Below are 24,633 nucleotides of genomic sequence, written 5' to 3' on the forward strand. Positions count from 1 at the left end.
CTCGTAGCTCGATGCCCTCTTTGCTCTGTCTTTAGCTCGTAGCTCGATGCCCTCTTTGCTCTGGCTTTATCTCGTAGCTCGATGCCTTCTTTGCTCTGGCTTTAGCTCGAAACTGCTTTTACCCTAAAACGGGAAAAATAGCGGCACTGCAAGCAGTACAATTGCGCCATAGGTCAGACTCACAGGCACGCCAACTTTAACAAAATCCATCAGTCGGTAACGACCAGCATTATAAACCATCAAATTGGTTTGATAGCCATAAGGGCTAATAAAGCTACCGCTAGCGGCAAAGGCTACTGTCATCACAAAGGGGAGAAAATCGACACCAAAACCTAAGGCAATACTGTAGGCAATGGGAAACATCAAAGCCGCTGCGGCATTGTTGGTAATCAGTTCGGTCATCAGCCAAGTCGCCACATATACTAAGAATAGTGCCAGCATGAGATGATCTTTATCGGCAACGCCTTCAACCCAAGTTGCGACAAAATCTGCCACACCGCTATTAACCAGCGCATGAGACAATAAAATAGCCGATGCAACGATTAACCAGATGTCGACAGGGAAACGACGCACCACCTCATTAACGTTCAAACACTGGCTAAAAATTAACACGCCGAGCAATAATAGCATCCCTTGCAGCATCTCAATCACACCAGTAGCAGCCAGTGCTAATGTCAGCACAAAACCACCAATTGAGATCCAGGCCTTTTTACCATTTATTCGCGTTTCTGGTTCAACACCACTGATCACAATGAAGTTTTTAGCAATATTGTGCCGACTGAGGAAATCCTTGCCTACCGCTAACACTAAAAAGTCACCAGCCTTAATTTGCACTTCACCCAGCTTGCCCGAAATCTCTTCGCCATCACGACGAATCGCGACAGCAGCGGCATCGAACAAGGCTCTAAATCCAGCCTTTTTCATGGTCTTGCCCACCAGCACACTTTCTTGCTTAACCACCACTTCAGTAAGGTTGGAGTCCAGCAGGCCATTTTTTTCGGCAAACATCTCCAGCCCAGAGAACTGACTCAGCTGCATCACCTTGGTGATATCACCACTAAAAATAAGCCTGTCACCCAGCTCCAACACCTCTGTTGGTGTGACCGGACTAATTAACCGTCCATTACGCACCACCTCGACTAAAAATAGCGATTCGAGATGCCTAAGCCCGTTGTCCTCTACCGAGCGACCAATTAACTCTGAACCTTCAACCACCTTAGCATCGATAAAATAGCCTTTAGAGCAGGTTTCTTCGTGGGCGATATTGGGTAAAAAACCGGACACTAACCTGAGCACCAAGCCACAACCCAATACCAACATGGCACCAATCGCGGTAAAGGAGAAAAATGATAGCGACTGACCCGACGCATCAATGACCATACTGTTAACAATGAGGTTAGTGGAGGTACCGACTAGCGTTAACGTGCCGCCCAATATTGCCGCATAGGAGAGCGGTAACAGCAGTTTACTGGCAACATGATGGGGGTTATTGCGAATAGGCGAGAGTAAGGTGGCCACCACAGCGGTATTATTGAGCAGCGCTGAGCTCAGTGCAGTCATGCCAAACAGTCGCAGCCACGTGGTTTGATAACCACTGACAATGACCTTTGAGGCAATCACCCTCAGTAAGCGGGTCTTCTCTAAGGCGAAGGAGCACAAGATAAGCAGAACCAGAGTCACCAAACCTGGGTTTGACATGCTCGACAGCAGCTGTTCTTTGGTAACCAAATTAAAGGCCACCAGCACCAGTAGCGTCACGCCAAACACCAGCGAAGGCCGATTTTGAAATCGGACCAAGCCCACGATAGTCGCGAGAAATATGGCGATGGTGAGATATGCATTTAATGACATAAAAACCTGATACTTACACCTGATACTTAATTAGAGCAACACCGCTCTGCAATAAGGTTATCGCGCCGACGCTAAGCCATTCATAACAAATGGTCTTAGCACTCGGCATCACAACCTTGGTTAGGCTTTCGAAATATCTTTAACGCCCCAATGAGGGAAATGCTTACGCACTAAAGCATTCATCTCAAGTTCAAACTCGGAGATCTCACGTTTTTTGCCTTTACCCGCATCAATGGCTTTGCGGATCATCCCAGCGCCAACGGTCACATTGGTTAACCTGTCGATAATGATAAACGCACCCGTGTCTCGGTTGTTGTCATAAGGGTCAAACTGCAGCGGCTCAGTCACCGAAAAATGACAGTTGCCCATCTCGTTCAGTGCCAACTGCTGGGCGGGATGCTGAGTTAAATGGTTAATGTCGACCTTATAGTTAATAGCATCGGCATAACCATACACAGCTTTACTGCCATGCTTAATGGCATATTCACGATCCACACATAGCGGCTCTTCAGTCATCCACACCACATCAGCTTCAAAATGTGCACTAGAGTTTGGTTTGTCGTGAGGGCGTACCAACATATCGCCACGGCTCACATCAATTTCATCGGTCAATGTTAAGGTAACCGCCTGCCCTGCAACAGCTTTCTCTAACTCGCCATCGAAGGTAACAATCGACTTAATCTTACTCTCTTTGCCCGATGGCAATGCCGCTACCGTATCGCCTACTCTAATTTCCCCCGACGCTAAGGTGCCACAAAAGCCTCTAAAATCGAGGTTCGGACGATTAACATACTGTACTTGAAATCGGAATGACTCACTTTTATCTTGCTCAACAGAAACCGTGTTTAGCAGCTTAAGCAGCGTTGAACCTGGGTACCAAGTCATGTGCGTACTTTCGTTTACCACGTTATCACCTTTCAGCGCCGAAATAGGCACAAAGCGCACATCGGTAAAGGCTAAGTCTTTGGCAAACTCACGGTAATCTTTCTTAATACTCTGGTACACACCTTGATCATAATCCACCGCGTCCATCTTATTGATTGCGATAATCACATGCTTAATGCCCAGCTGAGAACAGATATAACTATGACGGCGCGTTTGCACCTGTACACCATGACGCGCATCGATAAGAATAATGGCTAAATCAGAGGTTGATGCCCCCGTTGCCATGTTACGGGTATATTGTTCATGGCCAGGGGTATCGGCAATAATAAATTTACGTTGCTCGGTTGCAAAATAGCGATAGGCCACATCAATGGTGATCCCTTGCTCTCGCTCGGACTGCAAACCATCCACTAACAACGCCAAATCAAACGCTTCATCTGTGGTATTAAATCGCTTAGAGTCTTTCTCTATCGCCGCCATCTGATCTTCAAAAATCATCTTACTATCAAACAGTAAGCGACCGATCAGGGTCGATTTACCATCATCCACACTGCCACAGGTCAAGATACGCAACATATCTTTGTTTTCATGGACTTTTAAATACGCTTCAATATCAGAAGCAATCAAATTGGCATTAGTGGTCATTTTCATTCCTTATCTATCAGCTTCGAGCTTCGAGCAAAGTATGCATGGGTAACGTTAATCTCAAATGTTCTTCCGAAGAGTCTTAATGAACCCACCAAGCATTTTACTAATATGTTCACATTCAGTCGTTAATCGAGTGCAATTGTCACTCGACATATAACCAATTTCTTGGGCAATCATAATCTGAGTCTTTAACTCGCCAACCGAGCCCTTGGCGATGCTTAGGAATCTTGCCTTTTCCTTATCCGACTCTCTTTCCATTCCTTCAGCAATATTGCTTGGAACAGACAATCCTGCACGAGTAATTTGATCTTTAAATCCAAAGTCTTTTATGTTTGTAAACAAACGATAAATTTGAATGCTTAACTTAAATCCTCGTTGCCAAACTTCAAGTCGCTCGTATTTCATTTATGCCTCCATGCATTAATCCATACCCTTCGTATTACATCGCTGTGTTTGTCATTGGCCGATTTAGTCGCCTTTAACTTACAGGTCTAGTCCCTCTTCGCCGTAGCTCGCAACTCGAAGCCTTCTTCGCTATTGCTTTAGCTCGCAGCCGTCAAGATTTCAGCCTAGAAGTAACCTTCCATCTTCTTCTTTTCCATGGAGCCAGAGGAATCGTTATCGATCACTCGTCCCTGACGTTCTGACGTTGTACACAGCAACATCTCTTGAATAATCTCGGGTAATGTTGTCGCTTGTGACTCTACCGCGCCCGTTAACGGATAACAGCCTAGGGTTCTAAAGCGCACCATCTTATGCTCAACCTCTTCACCAGGTTCAAGCTCCATACGCTCGTCATCAACCATGATAAGTGTGCCATCGCGCTTAACTACCGGACGCGGCTGAGCTAAGTAAAGAGATGGGATCTCAATCCCTTCAAGATAGATATATTGCCAAATATCAAGCTCGGTCCAGTTCGACAATGGGAACACGCGAATGCTCTCGCCTTTATCCACTTTGCCGTTATAGATATTCCACAGTTCAGGGCGTTGATTCTTGGGGTCCCAGCGATGCTTACTGTCACGGAAAGAGTACACGCGCTCTTTGGCCCGAGACTTCTCTTCATCACGACGCGCACCGCCAAAGGCCGCATCAAACCCATGCATGTCAAGCGCTTGCTTTAGCCCTTCTGTCTTCATGATATCGGTGTGTTTCGCACTACCATGGGTAAAAGGAGAGATATTCATCTCTAGACCGCGAGGGTTTTTGTGAACGATTAGATCAAACCCATACTTCTTAGCGGTCTCATCACGGAACGCGATCATCTCTTTAAACTTCCAGGTTGTGTCGACATGCATTAATGGAAACGGGATCTTACCTGGGTAGAAGGCTTTTCGTGCCAAATGCAGTAACACTGAAGAATCTTTGCCAACAGAATAAAGCATGACGGGATTATCAAACTCTGCGGCAACCTCGCGCATAATTTGAATCGATTCAGCTTCGAGTTGTTTCAAGTGGGTGTGAACTGTAGACATATCGACTTCCGTATAATTCCAGTTATATCAAGTTTCTATTAACCAATCTCGCTAACCCAGCTTAACATTTCATTAAACAACTACGCTAAGATCGATTAACTAAAAATGATGTTGATAGGATAATACCAGCAGGAACCGATTTTAGAAGTTATAAATACAGGTTTATTTATACCAAAAAGAAATATGAAGTAATCGAAGGGATCATCGGCTCATAGGAGAGAAGTGAAAGTCTACGTTCATATGGTGATTAGGAAAGGTCAAAAACACTTCAACAACGTATAGAAAGAGAGATTACAAATAAAAAAAGTCGCTTACCAGCCAACTGGGGGGTGACTATGCTGCAGCCACCATTCACGTACTACAACTTAAATATTTAACTTTTCATTTGAACCTTTTAATTTTGCTTTTAACTTCTCTTTTAGCCTCTTATCTGAAGGTTTATAAACTGGTAGGTTGAACCTTCTACGTTCATTATTTACCAGCACAATAGGTAAATTTTGTTCGCAATAAACGGCAAACTGTTCCAAATAAATACGAGAATAGGCACCATCTTCTATGCGAGACGGTTCGTCTAAATCTAAACGTTTATGCTTTACCCAAGGCTCCAAAGCATACCAAGTCGATAAGTACATCGGACCCCAAACATTCATAAAATGATTTCTGGATATCAAATTATGCAACGCCATATAACCAATACGCTGTAACTTTACACTTACTTCATGAGCAGCTTTTAACTCATCTGAATTCCAATAGCAGTCATTGTGCTTTATATGTTCTTTAGGGCAACAACAAAATGGGTGCCTCTTATGTGCATCGGTTATTAATCTAATCGCAGGCTTAAGTAGATCCATCTCGCCCATAGCCCATCGAAGAATATCAGCATCACGCGATAAGGCCGACTCTTTTATGTTATGTGAACCTTGCCTCAATCCATATAATAACAAACCCGTTAAAATCACCATTAACACATTTGTTAAACCTGAAACACCATTCCAATCAAATGTAGTTAGTTGAACTTGGAACTCATCAAACAAAACGTATACCTACCTATAAAAGTTTAAACCTAGCACAAAACAACAAAAAAAGTTGTAAGTGTCTATTTTTAAATACGTTAAACAGTATCATTATAACAAATCAGAGGTGTTCTTCAATCAGCACAGCATATTCCTCAAGGGATTGATGACCTCTTGAGGACAAAAAAGACAGTAAGGCTTTGGGACTCCGATTCAATATGCGTTCAACCGGAAATGCTACTGCTTCAATTAGCTCAATGGCTTTATCAAACTCACCTAAGCTAAACGCAACATGGGAGTCTGATCCCATGACCAAAAGGCCGCCAGCATCTTTCACCGCACAAGCAATTTCAGTGCAGTTGCTTAAACTGCCTTTTCTTGAGGTCAAAAAAGAGGAGTTATTGATCTCAAGCGCCACGTTATGTTTTGCGGCTGCAACAGCAACACGCTTAATATCGATGGGATATGCTGGATTGCCTGGATGGCTGATAATATCAACGTTGCCACTTTCAATGCAGTTTATTAAGGCCTGAGTATGAGCCTCTTTAGTCGAAGGCGGAAAAACCGGCTCATGAAAACCCGCCAGTACAATATCCAACTCTTGCAGATAATCACCAAAAAAATCGATTTCACCATGTTCATTTTTTATATTGGCTTCAATACCACGAAGAACCCCAACACCATCTACAACCCGAGGTAATACTCGCATATTTACAAAGTGCCAAAAGTGCGGCGCATCCGCCATATCGGGACCATGGTCAGTAATAGCAAACAACTTCATTCCCTTCTCTTTTGCCACAGAAAGGTAATCATGTACGGTGCTATAAGCATGAGTGGAGGCGATGGTATGCGCATGAACATCAACAAGAAATTTCATTGGGGATTCCGTTAGCATGAAACTATTTTTTGAGTAATTTTACCACTGACCTACTAGTCTACTCGCTTGATAACCGTTTCTCTATAGTAGATCAATCGATCGATTAACTCGTTCATTGCTCTGATAGCCTACTCCCCCTCGGGTGTATTCCATCACTCGACATCTTGCCCCCATAGTCCGCAGCTTATCCCCTTTATTTTTTGCTTATCAAACACATCAAATAACGACCGTCGCAATTCTTAATCATCGGCTTGCTAGTCGTTTTCACTGTTAGTACATGGCTTCTAAGTAGGCAATCTCGTTGCCCAAACATTACTGAATTGATGATGATTGAATAGATAGCGCCTAACATAGATAGAGCCTATTGCGATTAAAAGACATCGTATACTTTTATATCTAAATGAGGATGATGAGATGAGGTAACCGTGAGCAATCTTGTTAAATGAACCAAGAAAGCAGCTTAATTTGGCTGTTCATGCGCTGCGAAATTAAATTCGCACATGGTTAGTTCGGGACCTAAAAATGTGATAAACACGCTAAACCAACTCTTCATCACACTTCAGCTTTAAATTTCCATTACACCAAAAGAAGCAGTCAGCGATGCCACTTTGGCCTTTAGCCGTTAGCCGTTAGCCGTTAGCCTTTAGCCTTTAGCCTTTAGCCTTTAGCCTTTAGCCTTTAGCCTTTAGCCTTTAGCCTTTAGCCTTTATTCTTCCAAATGCCGAAGTAACCCACAGCAAGGATTAATAGCGTGGCAACAGTAAATCCTGCTAACGAACACAATATAAATGTTTCAGGTGACATAACTCGGCTCCCCATAGTAACCCCAACTGTCCATTATCACTAAAGTAGCCTACTTTCAAAGTTGCGCAACATCTTTGACAGGCTACAAGTAAGGTCCATCCGTTCCGACGATGCTATTCTAACGATCAACGTTTAATGGCGTCATCTGTTTTTAACAGTGATAACAGATACAGGCCATAGCTATTGTTAAGCATCGGCGTTGCAACGCGCTTAATTTCATCATCGCTCAACCAGCCATTGCGCCAAGCAATCTCTTCTAAACAAGCGACCTTTAGGCCTTGAACGGTTTCAATGGTTTGAACAAATGAGGATGCTTGTTGCAGGCTATCGAACGTGCCGGTATCTAGCCAGGCAAAACCACGTCCCAGTAATTGGACGCGTAACTGCCTGCGCCCAAGATAAGCTTGATTTATCTCTGTAATTTCTAACTCGCCACGATTTGAAGGAACCAGACCTTTTGCAATATCGACCACCAGATGGTCGTAAAAGTAGAGCCCGGTAACGGCCCAATTGGATTTAGGTTGCTGTGGTTTCTCTTCTATCGTTTGTACATTAAAATCATCATCAAACTCCACCACACCGAAACGCTCAGCCTGATCCACTTGGTAAGCAAATATGGTCGCTCCCTTCGCATCTTTATCTTCTAAGTCTGCTACGGTGCGCTTTAAGGTTTCACTGAACCCTTGCCCGTAAAATACGTTATCACCAAGCACTAAACAAACACTGTCACCAGCGATGAAGTCTTCTGCGATAATGAATGCTTGGGCTATTCCCTCGGGCCTCGACTGAACGGCATAAGATAGCGTGATACCAAAGTCGCTACCGTCACCTAACAGGCGCTTAAATAGCAACTGCTCATCAGGAGTCGTAATAACAAGAATATCGCGAATACCTGCGAGCATCAGCACAGATATCGGGTAGTAGATCATCGGCTTGTCATAGACAGGTAGCAACTGCTTAGATACACCACGAGTGATAGGGTATAAGCGTGTACCCGTTCCTCCAGCTAATACAATGCCTTTCATTCTGCGCTCTCTTGATTAAAAGCATGCTGCCAACGCACAAAGGGGTCCGAAAACTTTACCTTTTTTGGACTAAATACGTCGGGTTTATACGGCCAATATTTCTTAACATGATTTTTCAACCAGAAAACAGTATCGTCATGCTCGTTATGGTTTTCATCAGTCAATATTTCAACTAAGTTTTGATAGCCAAATAGACCACCACAATCTTCCGGGGGACAAGCCATTTCACCAGCGATGCACAGAGGATATTCCGATTCCATAGAACTCAAAAACATGCCGACTAAGGTGATTTCATGATGCCAATGGTCGCCAAAGTCATATACGTAATCGATTGTGTTTCCCAAAGCAGTAAAGTATTTTTTTATTGAGAACTCCCAACCCGCAACAGTGCTTTCGTCGAACTCTGACTCAGGAAGACCAATTCTCATTCCTTTTGTTGGGCCAGCCTTGCGTGGCGTAAAATCATGTAAATGGTAGTCAAGCCATCCCATCGCATCTTGTATCGCAACATGCAGCTCCCAAAAATTGTAGTGATCAGGCACGTCAATTTCTCGCCAAATTTCCGGTTCGCTTCCGACTAGTGAAACCCTAAAGCGGAAAATTTTTTGATACATAATTAATCCTATAAATCTCGACATTAGCGACTGAAAACTAACTACCTTGAAAAACACCGCCAAGTGTACTCTGTATGTAATATTAATACCTCAGGTGTTTTTCAAGGTATTAAAATGTCTAAGATAAACCGGCTAATCTATGACAAAGCCTAAATAGTATCCATCTATTGAAGTTGGGCGTTTCGGACTTTAAACGAAAAATGCCACTACCTTTAAAAGATAGTGGCACCAGTAAATCTACAACGAGTAAAAATTAAACGTCTTAAACACCTGCGGTAGAAACAGCTTTTGCAATCGCATCAGCTTGCACTTGTGACATTTCAGGATCGGTCGACTCTACCATAACGCGGATTAATGGTTCGGTGCCCGATTTACGCAGTAATACACGGCCATTATCTGCTAATACTTGCTCTGCTTTGGCTACAGCATTTTTAACACTGTCAGATGCTATGATTTCATCGGCGTTATTTTCAGTTAAACGTACATTGATAAGCACCTGTGGTAACTTGCTCATCCCTGATGCGACATCGGCTAACGTCGTTTGTGATTTCAATACCGCTTGAAGAACCAAGAGTGACGCCACAATGCCATCACCCGTTGTCGCATAGTTCAAATCTAATATGTGGCCAGAACCTTCACCGCCGAGCTTCCATCCTGTCGCTTTAAGCTGCTCAACCACATAGCGATCGCCGACTTTTGCACGAATAAAAGGAATATCCAATGCTTTTAGTGCCAGCTCTAAGCCAAGATTGGACATTAAAGTGCCTACAACGCCGCCGTTTAAGGTCCCGTCTTTTTTCGCAGCCTGAGCCAAGATATATAAAATTTGATCGCCATCAACCACATGCCCCTTATGATCAACAAACATTACGCGGTCGGCATCGCCATCCAGTGCAATACCTAAATCAGCCTCATGCACCATAACTGCAGTCTGCAAGCTATCTAGGCTAGTTGCCCCACAATGTTCATTGATATTAAGCCCATTAGGCTTATCATTGATACTTATGACTTCGGCGCCTAATTCACGATAGACATTAGGCGCAATATGATAGGCCGCACCATTAGCACTATCAACGACAATTTTCAGCCCAGCCAGACTCAAATCATTCGCAAAGGTCCCTTTGCAAAACTCAATATAGCGACCCGCAGCATCATTAATTCTGCGCACTTTTCCTAAATGTTCTGATGCAACACATTGCATTGCGTTGTGATTAATCGCTTTATCAAGCAATGCTTCTATTTCAAGCTCTTGCTCATCATTAAGCTTAGTGCCTGAGTTAGAGAAAAACTTTATGCCATTGTCATAAAAAGGATTATGAGAAGCACTAATCACCACACCGGCATCGGCGCGAAATGTCGATGCTAAGTAAGCAACGGCAGGTGTCGGCATTGGGCCAACTAATGCGACATTAATACCCGCCGCAGAAAGACCCGCTTCTATTGCAGATTCGAGCATATAACCACTGATACGAGTGTCTTTGCCAATCAATACCTCTTTTGTTCCGCTCGACGCCAATACTGTACCTGCAGCCCAACCTAATTTCATCGCAAAATCTGGCGTGATAGGAAACTCACCGACTTTTCCGCGAACACCGTCGGTACCAAAATATTTTCTAGACATATTAAATTTCCATGTAAACAAAAAAGCCAATTCTAAGAATTGGCTTTAATAGGTTTTAACTAAAAAAATCATAAATTAAAATCAGACATTATACTAATCGTTTAAGACACGAAAGGAACAACTTTGTCATCAACTATCGTATTATCTTGATTGCTTTGATTACGCTGCATCCAAACTAGATCACAAATACCATCAGTCGGATTAAAACCCGTTGGAGTTGTAAGCAAAATATCCCTAATCACTTCATGTTGGAAATTATGACAAGCTTTATCTAAGCGGTCTAAAATAGCCTCAAGTTCGCTCCAAGTTAAGCAGACTTCATTAGCAGTCATAATACGCTCATGTTCAGTACCTGTGACATCATCACCAATCAAAAGCTCTTCATAGAGTTTTTCGCCGGGACGTAATCCACTAAACTCAATGGCAATGTCGCCGTCAGGATGAGTGTCATCTTTAACTTCAAATCCGCTTAAACGGATCATTTTAGAGGCCAAATCGACAATTTTTACCGACTTACCCATGTCCAGTACAAACACATCACCGCCTTTACCCATCGCGCCCGCTTGAATCACAAGTTGTGATGCTTCAGGAATGGTCATAAAGAAACGGGTTATTTCAGGGTGGGTGACGGTTACAGGTCCACCATTGGCGATTTGCTTACGAAATAGCGGAACAACAGAACCCGATGAACCCAATACATTGCCAAATCGAACCATACAAAAACGAGTCTGATGGTTAGCATTAGCCGACAGTGCTTGTAACACTAATTCGGCCATACGCTTAGTCGTGCCCATCACATTCGTAGGTCTTACTGCTTTGTCAGTACTCACCAACACAAAGGTTTCCACCTTGGCAGCTATTGAAGCGCGGGCCGTATAAAGCGTACCAAAAATGTTGTTGCGCACGCCTTCTACCACATTGTGTTCAACAAGCGGCACATGCTTATATGCTGCAGCGTGATAAACTGTTTGGACTTCAAACGCCTCCATCACAGCTTGAACTCGATTCTCTCGTTGAACAGAACCCATCATAGGTAATATTTCAACGTCTAAGTCGAGTTCTTTTGCTGTAGCACTCAATTCGCGCTCAATGGAATATAACCCGAATTCGGATAACTCAAATAGCACCAACTTTTTAGGTGCTTGTTTTAAAATCTGCCTACAAAGCTCAGAACCAATTGAACCGCCTGCACCTGTCACCATTACCACTTTATTTCGAATATTTGCAGCTAAAAGGTCGCCTCGTGGCGTAACAGAATCTCGCCCCAGTAAATCGTCTATTTCGACTTCTTTAATGTCACTATAAAGCTTGGTCCCATTCACTAAATCAGCCATGGCAGGTAAAGTCAGTATTTGTACAGCAAGGGGTTCTAGTCGCGTTAAGATCGCCTGACGACGAGAACGAGAAGCACTAGGCATCGCAAGTAAAATCTTAGTCGCTGACTTTTGTTTTACTAACTTACGAATGATTGAGGGTGAATGAACGTGGACACCTTGGATCACGGTGCCGTGCAAGCTCTCATCATCATCGACAAAAGCAAAAGGATAATACTCGTGGCTTTGGGCCAGTGACGAAAGCAGCTGTCTGCCACTGACACCCGCACCATAAATGATGACAGGCTCACCAATACGTTTCATGCCGGAGCCAACCAATGAGCGAACTATCGCCCTTGAACCACCAATAAATACCAGAGAAAAGGCTGCATAGATCACTGGCACTGTCCGAGGCAACTGCGCATCAATATAATACGCAAAAAGTACTAATGACACAGTCGAAAACATCACCCCTACGCCAATTGCCGTTAAGGCTTGTAATCCCATATAACGCAAAACCGCGCGGTATAAACCTAGCTTAGCAAATACAGCTAAGCTTATTGGCACAACAATAAACAGTAACAGCCAATTGTGAGTATTAGCTAATACAACCACATCATCTATACGCACGAGCAATGCCGTCCAAAATGCTAAACAGAGAAATACGGCATCGACACATAGACTAACGAGACGCTTATGAGCACGTTTTAAACCAAACAAGCTTTGCAAAAAATCCATTTTTCGCTCCAAAAAATTTAAATTCATAATGTACTACATCTTAAAGTACGGGACTCGACAACAATACAATCGCTAAGACCGTCATGTTATCACATCAATCGAGCCATAGGGATCACCATCGAAGTTTGTTACGAAAGGATACAGACTCCAAGGGATAACGACCAACTATCACTTGGAGAACACGATACCGAAGCTATAGGTTTGGGTACCGAATCCCCCCATGAGACACTTAATCGGCCTTCCTATAGGAATGACCGATTGTATGTATGATTTACCTACTGACAATTTTAAAAAGGGTTTTAAAAATAATATAGATATCTAAACCTATATTATTGTTTCTTACGTATTCAACGTAATACTTTTGCTTGATAGGTAAAATAATATCTATGTATGCTTGTCGATGATCACTGTATCCGGACAGAATCTCATTCTCGTCAACCATTTCAATTGAAGCAAGATCTGTAATCCCAGGGCGAACTGACAACACTTCTTTTTTAACCGCATAGGGATAACAATCGATAAACTCTTGAACTTCTGGCCGAGGGCCAACCAAGCTCATTCGCCCAAGAAAGACATCAATCAATTGAGGTAACTCATCAATTTTTGATTTACGCAAAAAAAGCCCAGATCGAGTCACTCTCGAATCCGCCCCTACGGTTAATCTACCTAAAGACTCAGAATCTCGCCTCATGGTGCGAAATTTATGGATCCGAAACGACGTACCATTTCGGCCTACTCTGACCTGTCGAAAAAATACAGGCCCCTTGGAGTCCAGCTTTATCCACGCTGAGATAACCAAAAACAAGGGGAAAAGTGCTAAAAGCCCAAAGGAAGAACACAACAGGTCAAAACATCTTTTAGCCATTTATGAGTACCTGTCTTACAGCCGCAACTACACGACCTAAATCATCATCACTCATCTTAGTGTATAAAGGTAGAGTAACCTCAGATTCGAAAATCCGTTGCGCTACTGGAAACATCTCGGGTGTCAAATTATAAGTATCACGCCAATAAGGATGAAGATGTAAAGGAATAAAATGCACAGAACAACCAATTCCTAGCTTTGCCATTTTTTCAATAAAGCTGTCTCGACAAATAACGGCTTCATCTTTGAGGCGGAGAGGAAACAAATGCCAAGCATGAGAACAGTCTAGACCTGGTAGTGCAGGTAATTCTATTGGTAAATCTTCCAGTGCTTCATAGTAATAATTAGCTAACTTCTGACGTCTACTCTGGAATTCAGGAAGTTTTTTAAGCTGGTGAATGCCAATAGCTGCCGCAATATCTGGCATATTGTATTTATAACCAGGTGCAACAACTTCATAAGACCAAGCAGGCTTTGTCGATGTATAACGATCGAAAGCATCGCGGCTAATACCGTGTAAACGCATTACCTTGCAACGTTTTGCAATTTCTTCATTTGCAGTAACAACCATACCACCTTCACCGGTAGTCATTGTTTTATTTGCATAAAAACTAAACACTGTTGCATCACTACCCAAAGTGCCGATCAGATTCCCCTTGTATTTAGTTGGTAAAGCATGCGCAGCATCCTCTATCACCTTAATTCCACGTTCATTAGCAAGCTTTAAAATAGGTTCCATATCACAAGCTAAACCTGCGAAGTGGACAGGCACGACAGCCTTTGTCTTATGCGTTATTGCTTTTTGAAAATGTGCAGCCGTCATATTAAAAGTGTGCTCATCTACATCAACCATTACAGGAGTAGCTCCCAAATAACGCACGATCTCAGCTGTTGCTGTAAACGTATATGTAGGAACAATAACCTCATCACCAGGGCCAACACCTACAGCTTCTAAAGCCAAGTGTAATCCTGATGTCGCAGAATTCACTGCCACCGCTTCAAGTTCTGGACGGCCTAGAAACGATATAAAATCCTCTTCAAGTCGCTTGGCTTTAGGCCCAGTTGTTACCCAACCAGAGCGCAATGAATCTACGACTTCGGCAATTTCTTCTTCGCCAATTTCAGGTAGAGCAAACGGTAAAAAATCTGTACTCATCTCTTCAAACGACCTCAATTGATTTAATTAATCTTAACATTTCTCGTTGACCAGACTGCTTAAACTCTGACTCAATTGAGAATCCACATTTATAATAAAAGCCCAACACAGAGCCATTTTCATTCTTGTCTGTAATTAGATAAACAGTCTCAGAAGTTCTCTTCTCAGATAGTAGTTCGTTCAAATCATTGACTAGAAACTTACCGATACCTTTGCCTTCTGAATAAGGGTCAACCGCTAAACTACTTAGCAAAAAGCTATTGTTAAGTCTTTCGACAGAGTCACCTTTGTAGAAGATCGCACCATATAGCTTTTTGATGACTAAAGATGGTTTTTTGATTAAACCTGGCGCAGCGGCTAAGAGAAATGACAGCCATTTTTCTTTTCTTAAATTTGAAAAAAAGACGTCTGGCTGTTCTGTGCCAGCAGAAAAACCAATTACTTTAGTGTCGACAACGACGACTCTTAGTAAACCTTTATCAATGAAACCTGTATATAGGAGAAGTAAGAATTTAGGCCCTAAGAAAGTCAAAAAAAAGCCCTCAAACGCATTGATATGGATCTCTACAATGCGCTCAACATCATTATACGTCGCGTTTCTAACTTCCATGTGATACTGCCTTTTTCAAAACTGAATCTAGTAAACGATAACCACTCTCCAAAGAAAACTTACTTAAATAAGTCTTCCTAGAATTGCTCCCTAACGACGCCCAATCTTCACGACCATTTGATAATTCTCTGATCGCATCAGCTATAGACTCTGGATTACTTGGCGTCGGGTAATAACCACATTCACCTTCGCGAATGATATCTTGGGTTTCACCTGATACAGCCATAATGATTGGCTTGGCTAATGCAGTGTAAGACTGGGTTTTCGATGGTATTGTGATTTTGAACAGAGGTTCATCTCGAAGGTGAACTAGTAATGCATCACAATTAACCAGCTCTGAAAAAAGATCTTTAGGAGGGACATACCCTAAGAAATCGACATTCTTAAGCTTTAAGTCCTTCACTTCTTTCTCAAGAGTTTCCCTTTCAACACCACCACCTATAAGAGATAGATGAACATCAACATCACTCAGCAACCCCATCGCTTGAACCACTGACTTTAAGTCTTGCGCTGCGCCCAAGTTACCCGCATACGCCAGTTTTACGGTTGGGTTGGAAGTCACATTGTACGTCGACTGTTCCAAAGCCGAAGAAATCAAGGCTTCTTCTGGACACCAGTTATACACCACATCAATTTTATCTTCCTTGACCCCTCGCTCAATAAGAGTCTTCTTAAAACCTTCAGATAAAACGACAATTTGACTGGAACATTTATAAACTAAGCGACACCAACCACCAATTAAGGAGGTCACGAATTTATTGCTGCCAAGCCCCGTCGCCGCCAATGAGTCAGGCCACAAATCTTGTACATCGGTAATGTATGGAACGCGTTTGAATAACGCCATTAACATACCAATCAACCCCGTCGTAGATTGAGGATGATAGGTATAAACCACCGAAACATTTTTTGACTTCAACGCAAATAGCAATGCCATCAACGTAAAACTAATGTAACTCCACGCCCTAGATAACTTTGATTTGGAGTGGGAGATATGAGACCAAACCCGTGTGATTTTAACTTGGTCTTCGTAACTCTTGTCGACTAGCTTTACTTTATATCCGTCATACACTTTCCCCACCGGGTAGTTAGGGAAAGTCGTAATGACTTCTACTTCATGGCCTTGGTCAACCCAGTGTTTCATTAAAGCGTGACCCTTAATGGAATACTCTGGGTCATACAACTGACTAATGAATAGAACTTTCATTGGATTAGTATTCTTTCCAAACGACCCGTTTAACATAGTCTGTATAAGAGTGAATAATACGTACCACCTTATCAGACACATTTGGCATGCTGTAATCTTCTACTTGACGTAGTAAACGAGTTTCGCCTGACGGCTGGCTTTCCAGCACTTTCAAACCTTGCATTACGCGCTCAACAGCTAGACCAACCATCATTACTGACGCTTCTTCCATACCTTCAGGTCTTTCATGTGCTTCTCGCATGTTCAGCGCAGGGAAGTTCATGATTGAAGACTCTTCATTGATGGTGCCGCTATCAGAAAGAACCGCTTTTGCGTTCTTTTGAAGATGGTTGTAATCATGGAAGCCCATTGGCTTAAGTAGCTGGATATTCTTATGAAACTCTAGCCCTTGCGCCTCAATACGATTTCTCGTACGTGGATGAGTAGAAACTATAAGTGGTAAGTCATAGCTTTCCGCGACCATGTTCAGCGTTTCAGCTAACTTCGCCAACTGCTTCGGAGAGTCCACATTCTCTTCACGATGCAAGCTCACTAAAAAGTATTCGCGTTGGTTTAGTTCCAGTCTTTGAAGAACATCCGAAGCGTCAACCTGATCCATATAATGATTCAGAACTTCAAACATAGGACTGCCCGTCTTGATCACGCGATCAGCAGGTAAGCCTTCTGCAAGAAGGTAGTCACGAGCGATGGTGCTGTATGTTAGGTTGATATCAGAAGTGTGATCAACAATACGGCGGTTTGTCTCTTCAGGAACACGCTGATCAAAACAACGGTTGCCCGCTTCCATATGGAAGATTGGTACTTTACGACGCTTTGCAGGCAAGGCTGAAATACATGAGTTAGTATCACCTAGTACAAGCATTGCTTCTGGCTGTACTTGCTCAAGCACTTCATCAACTTTGATAATCACTTGGCCAATGGTTTCTGCTGCATTTTTACCTGCTGCGTTTAGGAAATAATCTGGCTTTCGAACACCAAGATCATTAAAGAAAACTTCATTTAGCTCAAAGTCATAGTTTTGCCCAGTGTGAACTAAAATATGTTCACAGTGTTCGTCCAACTTAGCAATAACCCGTGATAAACGAATAATTTCAGGACGGGTTCCGACGACAGTCATTACTTTCATTTTAGCTATTGTATTCTGGGTCATACTAAGGGTCTCGCTATAGTATCGGGTTTATTTCGATCAAAAATTTCATTTGCCCACAACATTACAATAAGCTCATCTTCGCCAATATTCGTAATATCATGCGTCCAACCTGGAACTGTTTCTACAATCTTATAGTCACTCGCATCTGTAATGAGCTCATACTGCTCGTCAGTACTAATATGTTTAAATCGGTAACAAGCTTTACCTTTTATCACAAGGAACTTTTCATTTTTAGTATGATGATAATGTCCACCACGAGTAATTCCTGGGTGCGCGGTAAAAAATGAAAACTGCCCAGCAGAGGGAGTCTTCAACATTTCCACAAAAGTACCACGGGGATCAGTATAACCAGGCACAGTATAGGCAAAGTGTTCTGGGTGAAAGTAACTTAAGTAAGTTGAATACAAAGCCCGAGTAAACCCAACACCAACCTCCTCCGTTACTAAGGAGTCCCTACTTACTTTAAATTTTTGCAGTAAATCGACGACCGCACCAACAGTAGTTTGGTAAACGGGTGATATGTCTTTATAGCCTACGTCTTGCAGCACGGAATCATCATTTGGCATTAAGCTAATAAACGCTTCGCAAACATCATCAATATAAACAAGAGAAAGTTGAGCGTTAGCATCGTGAATGTTTATGGGTAAATCATTAACCGTATTATGACAAAATGTAGCAATTGCAGAATTGTAATTAGGCTTACACCATTTACCAAAAACATTAGGTAATCTGTATATGTAAACCGGAGCACCTGTAAGCTTTTGATATGAATTAACAACCTCCTCGGCAGCAGCTTTACTGACACCATAGGGATTATCTCGTTCAGCTTGTATAGAAGAAGTTAAAACAACAGGAGTTTTTTTATCTAATTTAATCAGATGATTGACTATTAATGCAGTCAAATCTGTATTACCAGTTTTAAAATCATCTTCATTAACAGGACGATTTATGCCAGCTAAATGATAAATAAAGTCTGCAGTGGCAACTTTTGATAAAATATCGTCTTTACTATCAGCGCTGGTAATAGTGATTATAGAGTCAAAACCTGCTTCTTCTAAAAAGACTCGTAAATTCTTGCCAATAAAACCATTTGCTCCCGTTACAACAATATTCATTTATACGCCCTCTGGAACCACTAAATTGCCCGCTTTTATCTCTCTCATAAAATCAAGTTTAAGCAGCAGTTTTTCCATACCTTCTACATCAAGACCCTGTGTATTATGGGAATTATAGTCTTCGACTTTAGAGAGGTCTTGTTCACCTTCTTCTGTAAATTGAGCATAATTTAAATCACGGTTATCAGCAGGAACGCGAAAATAATCGCCTTGGTCTTCGGCTACAAACATTTCTTCTCTGCTACAAAGCGCTTCGAATAATTTTTCACCATGACGTGTACCAATAACGTTTACTGTATGCCCAGGCTTACCCATTATGTTAAAAATGGCCTTGGTAAGTACATCGATGGTGGCACCAGGTGCTTTTTGCACAAAGATATCACCATTCTTGCCATGCTCAAACGCGTGCAACACTAGATCGACTGCGTCGTCGAGCGTCATCATAAAACGAGTCATATTTGGGTCTGTAACGGTTAATGCTTTGCCTTCAATAATTTGACGACAAAATAGTGGTATAACACTGCCACGAGAAGCCATTACATTACCGTAACGTGTTGTGCAAATAGTCATACCGTCAGGAACATTACGAGATTTAGCGACTATCACTTTCTCCATCATAACCTTAGATATCCCCATTGCATTAATAGGGTAAACGGCTTTATCTGTACTTAAACAAACAACTTTATTAACACCATGATTAATCGCTGCTTCAAGCACGTTTTCAGTACCAATCACATTGGTTTTAACAGCCTCTAGAGGGTAAAACTCACAAGATGGAACCTGTTTCAGTGCTGCTGCATGAAAAATATAATCGACACCACGCATAGCATTTGAAACACTTTGATAATCACGAACGTCACCAATATAAAACTTCAACTTGTCAGAGTTGAATCTTTTGCGCATATCATCTTGCTTTTTCTCATCACGGGAGAAAATACGGATTTCAGCGATATCTGAATCAAGGAAACGATTTAAGACCGCATTACCAAAAGAACCTGTACCACCGGTTATAAGTAGAACCTTATTTTTAAACAAAACAATATTCCTCAATTAATATCAATTAAAAATAAAACTAAAAATTATCTTGAAGCAGCTGAATCAATTCGCTCTCATTTCTAATGGAGTGTATTTGAGGATCAGAAAGTGAAGGTAAAAAATTCTCTACATAAAACTGATCACGCGCATCGAACAAAACAGCAATGGCAATAGACTCATTATAAATTGCTTCAATAAGAACAGTTGATTTTCGAGCTAAACAAATATTACCACTTATCGCATCCCCAAAATCAGTAACAAAGGTAATGTCACTCCCATAATGCTGATAGTTTTCACGAACATCTTTAGGGTGTAATTTTAAACTGAAAGGTAGGCCAGACTTTAATAATGTATCAATAATTTTCATATTGATATCCACACCTAAAGCCTCAGTGAAAAATATGATTTTTTTGGGTAATCGCATTGATTTAGGCTTAGTTTTCTGCGAAAACATCTTTAACGCAATATCACTGTCAAAAATGAATTTTGATTCATTATACAGTAAATTCAAATCATCCGCAGCCTTTTGGGATGTACAGTAAAACGTATCACCAGGCAAACCTGTAGGGACATAAAACCCATATTCTACGCCATGGGGTATGCAAATTGACCGAACATTGTTTCGTCCACACAAATCAATGTCAACAACTGCAAACCTATCTTCTTTATGAGAAGTATAATAAAATTTATTACACTCTTTTCTCATAATGCAATCCAGATGATACTTATAAATATTTTTATGCACTATCTTAACGGAGTAATATCTAAAAATGTAACCCAGAGATGACCAACCAAATATTTTAATTGTATCTAAAAGCAACTTAAAACAATCCAAAAAAACTAACAAAGGTACGTAAAAAATAGAAAAAACTCTTTCGATCATTGACACCTCTGAATACATACTAGAAAAACCATAATTAGGCCCAAAAAAATCATCAGAGTAAAAGACAACATTAGAATCTAGCAAAAACTCCAGCTTTGAAATGCTAGCCGGTGATCGAATAATACTGAACCCCATTCTTTTCTCTGTGACATTTTTTTTTCGTTTGAAACAAACTAGCCAAGGCATTAAAAAACACAGAAAAAATATTACAACTAATGAAACAAAGAAGTTAACAATACTCAATGTGTAGAAATAAAAACGAACACGTCCGATTTTTACTCTGCAATTAATCGCGGACAAAATACAAACCCAAGAACTTAATTCACCTTTAAAATTGATCTCGCTAGTTCTAACTGAAACAATTTTAAATTCAAACTCAAGGAGTTTCAAATAAAAATAAATAAACATTTCATTTATATAATCAGACTTAAAATCAATTTCTTTAGAAAAACTATTTAATTTTTTAAAAAACCTGTCAGAGTCACTGGAATCCAAATTAACCTCGCTACCATTACTTAGCAAGACTTTCCCATTACGTACTCTAATGACCATACCTAAATCCACCTTCAACACAGACTAAATTCATTACTAGCATTTTGTCTTATTAGAAAAAAATATCATATAATAAAAAATAAGAACCAAAGGAAACTCAACCCGTACAAGTAAAGCTTCAAAAATAGCATAAAGAAGTAAAGACACAAAAAATGCCCAGACTGATTTATGATGTTCATAATTTGAAAATTGAAAACACCTAAAAAGGAACAATAGAAACAATAGTGGGCCAACTGAAAAATAAGCTAGTATATAGGAGTTATCGACACGATCCCCTTCTGAACTTGCTCCAGTTATGTAATTTATAAATTCCAAATTTTTCATGAAATTATTAAAATCTACAGGTCGATTACTTAGAAGTAAATTAACAGAAAATTCGTTACTTAAAGTTGATATATAGAAAGAGACCAAAAGGAATAATAAAGGCAGGATAAACATAAACCTTCTTATTATTTTTGGAAGGGCAAAAACACACAAAAAAGAAAATATGACTATGCTATATAAAGATGTTCTTGAATCACTAAAGTATGCCATTGAAAATGACACTATACTAAAAAAAACAACCGATTTTAAGTTTTTATTATTAAAAAAGTAATTCAGCCAAACAAGGACATATAGTGAGTAGGCGACAATACCAACTTTATTCGCATTAGAAAAACCAAAACTGTATCTTAGACGCCCACCAATTTCAGTTGAACTAGGTGTTACAATCCCCAATATAATTGATATACAGAACAGGCCCAATACAATAACTGTCACATAAAACGCATTAGATATGAGTAGTTCTAGACTCAACTTCACAGACTTAAAATAAAAAATTATCACGGATAAATAAATGAAATTTAATGTTATTAAAGAAAAGTTAAAAACAAAGACAGATATTAAATACAAGCAAAAAAATAAAAATAAAACATACCCTTCAACTTTTCCCTTTACATTTGATATGAATGCGTATGAAACGCAAAATAACAAGGCTGATATTCTAATGACTAATTGGAAGCCATCATACAATTCAGCAGCTACACCAAAGACAAAATTAAAGAAAAGTAAAAAAATTGGGATAAAGGCTGAAACTTTCATCTGACGTAGATTCAAATTGATACCTATTTTATTATATACGAGGCATTTATTGGAATAAAATTGCTCTATTTTTGATTAACAGCAATTTTTTTAAATCCTTATCAAAGAAATCGATAACATAATTTGCTAAAATCAATGAGATAAGTGTAGAAATAGCCGCACCATTTATTCCGTATAAAGGTATTAGTAAAAAGTTAAGGCATACATTAACAGTTAATGCAAAGAATGATCTTAAAGCAACCTTTCTTTCCAGCTTTTCTACGGTAAGAAACCTCATCGTCAACGATCCCATTGCAGCGAACATAGACGACCACATTAATATCTGAAATACAAATACCCCCTTTAAGTAGTCTTCACCAAAAACAATCGTTACTATATCTCTCGCAAAAAACAATGAGAACAATGACATGAGAAAACTCAAAGCTATAATAATTCTAAAAAGCAAAACCATTTTTTCTTCATAGACGTACTCAGAATTTTCTTTCAACCTAACGATTGCAGGTAATAATGCCGAGCATAATACAACAGTAACCATTACCCACATCTCATATATCCGAGACACAGCTGAATAGATGCCTAAATCAAAATCACCAACCAACCATTTGATCATCAATTGATCTGTTCGCATATAGAGCACTGTCGTTAGCGCAGCTAATAGCATTGGAAAGCAACTTTTTAATAACTTTATGGCGACACTTCTATCAAATCCAAGTGAAAATTTTGTTTGTTGAAAGCAGTTGTATACATATAATAAAAAAAATGCAATTAAACATGACTCAATTAACATCGCACAAATTACATAAAATATGTTGGCTTGAATATAAATCAAGTAGACCTTAATTATTGCAGAAATAACTAACGCTAAAGATTTCGCCAACGAAGAAAATTTAGCTCTGACTTGAGATTGAAAGTGATAATCTAAAACTAAAAATGCCTGAGGCAATAAACTAAATGAAAGTACGATAAGGTAATTAAACGTTTGTTCATCTACATTAAGTAAATGCAATAAAAAATATAAACTGACAATACACAACCCGCCAGCTACAAAAACTAGCGAAAAAGCAGTTTGAACATATGCTGCTGCAGAGTTAGAATTTTCAATTAGTTCTCTGACTAAAACAGATTCCATGCCAAGTCGAGAAAGCGTTAATAATACCGCGATAATGCCAACGCAAAATGAAAGTAAACCAAATTTATCCGGACCTAAGTAACGCGCAATAAAAATATTTATAACAAACAATGACAACAACTTAATTAATTGTTCAAAGAATATCCAAAACGTGTTTTTGAAATATTTAATATAATCCAATCTTTATGCCATTCCTTTGAAGTTAGCAGTAAAATAATGTTTCGAAAAACGTATTTTTATTCTAAATTGAATTGTGGATTAAATTCCAAAAGGGCTCTAACCTTATCCGCATCAGCCTCTGTATCTACAGCAACACTTTTCCCCAATACTTCCTTCATCTTTACGTCGTATCCCAATTCCAAAAAACGTAAAATTTCTATATCCTCTTCATTCTCGAATAAGGATTTATCTTTAACGGATACAAATGCTGTCAATACGTCTACTGGAAACGCATAAATACATATTTGTTTCCATCCTCTTACGAAATCTCCAGTTTTATTTCCGGGTATTGCTGCTCGACTCATGTATAATAAGCGACCATCGCTTCTGAAAACGACTTTAGGAATAGTTAGGCTACGATATTCTTCGTCGGAAGTAATACGCGCCATACCATTTATAATTTTACCCGGATTTTCAATATACTCATCAACAATTGTTGCAATTTCTTTGGGACTAATTAATGGTTCGTCACCCTGAACATTTACGACAAAATCAATATCGTCGATTTGTTGACAGGCCTCATATACTCGGTCGGTGCCCGTCTTACAATTATCACTTGTCATTAACACATTATCAGTAAACCCTTTACAGAAATCATAAATTAGCTTGTTTTCTGTAGCAATATAAACTCGTTCTTTCCCTACAGCAATACAACACCGTTCCCAAACACGCTGAATCATTGGAGTACCGTTAAGATCAACTAACGGCTTACCGGGGAAACGGCTTGATTGATAACGTGCTGGAATGACAACGGCATATCTCATGTAATAA

At 40.3% G+C, this 24,633-nt stretch carries 21 protein-coding genes; 1 reads left to right on the forward strand and 20 read right to left on the reverse strand.

Features of this window, described 5'->3' with window-relative positions; genetic code table 11:
* Positions 1-123: 123 nt before the first annotated feature.
* The 18 genes from L876_RS0118515 to L876_RS0118600 form a co-directional block, all read right to left on the reverse strand.
* The gene (locus L876_RS0118515; RefSeq protein WP_028765157.1) at positions 124-1,851 is read right to left on the reverse strand and encodes an SLC13 family permease; all 1,728 of its coding nucleotides are present in this window, start codon (positions 1,849-1,851) and stop codon (positions 124-126) included.
* 120 nt (positions 1,852-1,971) lie between these two features.
* Positions 1,972-3,381, reverse strand: coding sequence for a sulfate adenylyltransferase subunit CysN (gene cysN / locus L876_RS0118520; RefSeq protein WP_028765158.1), 1,410 nt, complete (start codon positions 3,379-3,381; stop codon positions 1,972-1,974).
* 60 nt (positions 3,382-3,441) lie between these two features.
* Entirely contained in the window at positions 3,442-3,789 is a 348-nt protein-coding gene (locus L876_RS0118525) for a four helix bundle protein (RefSeq protein WP_028765159.1), read from the reverse strand.
* 164 nt (positions 3,790-3,953) lie between these two features.
* On the reverse strand, positions 3,954-4,859 hold the full coding sequence (gene cysD / locus L876_RS0118530; protein WP_028765160.1) for a sulfate adenylyltransferase subunit CysD: 906 nt from the start codon (positions 4,857-4,859) through the stop codon (positions 3,954-3,956).
* A gap of 365 nt (positions 4,860-5,224) precedes the next feature.
* Complete coding sequence (locus L876_RS0118535) at positions 5,225-5,893, reverse strand: hypothetical protein (RefSeq protein ID WP_028765161.1); 669 nt, start codon at positions 5,891-5,893, stop codon at positions 5,225-5,227.
* Positions 5,894-5,993: 100 nt separating this feature from the next.
* A complete protein-coding gene (locus tag L876_RS0118540; RefSeq protein WP_028765162.1) occupies positions 5,994-6,749 on the reverse strand; it encodes a phosphatase in 756 nt (251 codons plus the stop codon).
* A 929-nt stretch (positions 6,750-7,678) separates the two neighbouring features.
* A complete protein-coding gene (rfbA, locus tag L876_RS0118545) occupies positions 7,679-8,578 on the reverse strand; it encodes a glucose-1-phosphate thymidylyltransferase RfbA (protein ID WP_028765163.1) in 900 nt (299 codons plus the stop codon).
* Entirely contained in the window at positions 8,575-9,192 is a 618-nt protein-coding gene (locus tag L876_RS0118550) for a plasmid pRiA4b ORF-3 family protein (protein WP_028765164.1), read from the reverse strand. Before L876_RS0118550 ends, rfbA begins: the two co-directional genes overlap by 4 nt.
* 262 nt (positions 9,193-9,454) lie before the next feature.
* Positions 9,455-10,813: a phosphoglucosamine mutase gene (gene glmM, locus L876_RS0118555; protein WP_028765165.1), complete on the reverse strand. Its 1,359-nt coding sequence runs from the start codon at positions 10,811-10,813 to the stop codon at positions 9,455-9,457.
* Positions 10,814-10,914: 101 nt separating this feature from the next.
* The gene (locus L876_RS0118560) at positions 10,915-12,864 is read right to left on the reverse strand and encodes a polysaccharide biosynthesis protein (RefSeq protein WP_028765166.1); all 1,950 of its coding nucleotides are present in this window, start codon (positions 12,862-12,864) and stop codon (positions 10,915-10,917) included.
* 271 nt (positions 12,865-13,135) lie between these two features.
* Positions 13,136-13,729, reverse strand: coding sequence for a sugar transferase (locus L876_RS0118565; RefSeq protein WP_028765167.1), 594 nt, complete (start codon positions 13,727-13,729; stop codon positions 13,136-13,138).
* The gene (locus L876_RS0118570) at positions 13,722-14,885 is read right to left on the reverse strand and encodes a DegT/DnrJ/EryC1/StrS family aminotransferase (RefSeq protein WP_028765168.1); all 1,164 of its coding nucleotides are present in this window, start codon (positions 14,883-14,885) and stop codon (positions 13,722-13,724) included. Before L876_RS0118570 ends, L876_RS0118565 begins: the two co-directional genes overlap by 8 nt.
* 4 nt (positions 14,886-14,889) lie before the next feature.
* Positions 14,890-15,495 carry a GNAT family N-acetyltransferase gene (locus tag L876_RS22095; protein ID WP_051413193.1) on the reverse strand — a complete coding sequence of 202 codons (606 nt, stop codon included), beginning with the start codon at positions 15,493-15,495 and terminating at the stop codon, positions 14,890-14,892.
* Positions 15,485-16,636 (reverse strand): glycosyltransferase family 4 protein, encoded by a 1,152-nt coding sequence (locus L876_RS0118580; RefSeq protein ID WP_211237674.1) that lies wholly within the window; start codon positions 16,634-16,636, stop codon positions 15,485-15,487. The genes L876_RS22095 and L876_RS0118580 overlap by 11 nt, the downstream gene beginning before the upstream one ends.
* A 67-nt stretch (positions 16,637-16,703) precedes the next feature.
* A complete protein-coding gene (gene wecB, locus L876_RS0118585; RefSeq protein ID WP_028765170.1) occupies positions 16,704-17,834 on the reverse strand; it encodes a non-hydrolyzing UDP-N-acetylglucosamine 2-epimerase in 1,131 nt (376 codons plus the stop codon).
* A gap of 11 nt (positions 17,835-17,845) precedes the next feature.
* Positions 17,846-18,964: a UDP-2-acetamido-2,6-beta-L-arabino-hexul-4-ose reductase gene (gene wbjC, locus L876_RS0118590; protein ID WP_028765171.1), complete on the reverse strand. Its 1,119-nt coding sequence runs from the start codon at positions 18,962-18,964 to the stop codon at positions 17,846-17,848.
* Positions 18,965-19,999, reverse strand: a complete 1,035-nt coding sequence (locus tag L876_RS0118595; RefSeq protein WP_028765172.1) for a polysaccharide biosynthesis protein — start codon at positions 19,997-19,999, stop codon at positions 18,965-18,967.
* Positions 20,000-20,036: 37 nt separating this feature from the next.
* Positions 20,037-21,434 (reverse strand): hypothetical protein, encoded by a 1,398-nt coding sequence (locus tag L876_RS0118600; RefSeq protein WP_028765173.1) that lies wholly within the window; start codon positions 21,432-21,434, stop codon positions 20,037-20,039.
* An 835-nt stretch (positions 21,435-22,269) separates the two neighbouring features.
* On the opposite strand from L876_RS0118600, the gene L876_RS0118615 reads away from it, so the two are divergent.
* Entirely contained in the window at positions 22,270-22,518 is a 249-nt protein-coding gene (locus L876_RS0118615) for a hypothetical protein (RefSeq protein ID WP_028765175.1), read from the forward strand.
* Positions 22,519-22,560: 42 nt separating this feature from the next.
* On the opposite strand, the gene L876_RS0118620 is transcribed toward L876_RS0118615, so the two are convergent.
* Together L876_RS0118620 and L876_RS0118625 are read right to left on the reverse strand one after the other, a co-directional pair.
* Positions 22,561-23,823: a flippase gene (locus L876_RS0118620; protein ID WP_028765176.1), complete on the reverse strand. Its 1,263-nt coding sequence runs from the start codon at positions 23,821-23,823 to the stop codon at positions 22,561-22,563.
* 56 nt (positions 23,824-23,879) lie between these two features.
* Entirely contained in the window at positions 23,880-24,626 is a 747-nt protein-coding gene (locus tag L876_RS0118625) for a 3-deoxy-manno-octulosonate cytidylyltransferase (protein ID WP_028765177.1), read from the reverse strand.
* Positions 24,627-24,633: the final 7 nt, after the last annotated feature.

The sequence above is a fragment of the Shewanella colwelliana ATCC 39565 genome, assembly GCF_000518705.1.
GTDB lineage: Bacteria > Pseudomonadota > Gammaproteobacteria > Enterobacterales > Shewanellaceae > Shewanella > Shewanella colwelliana.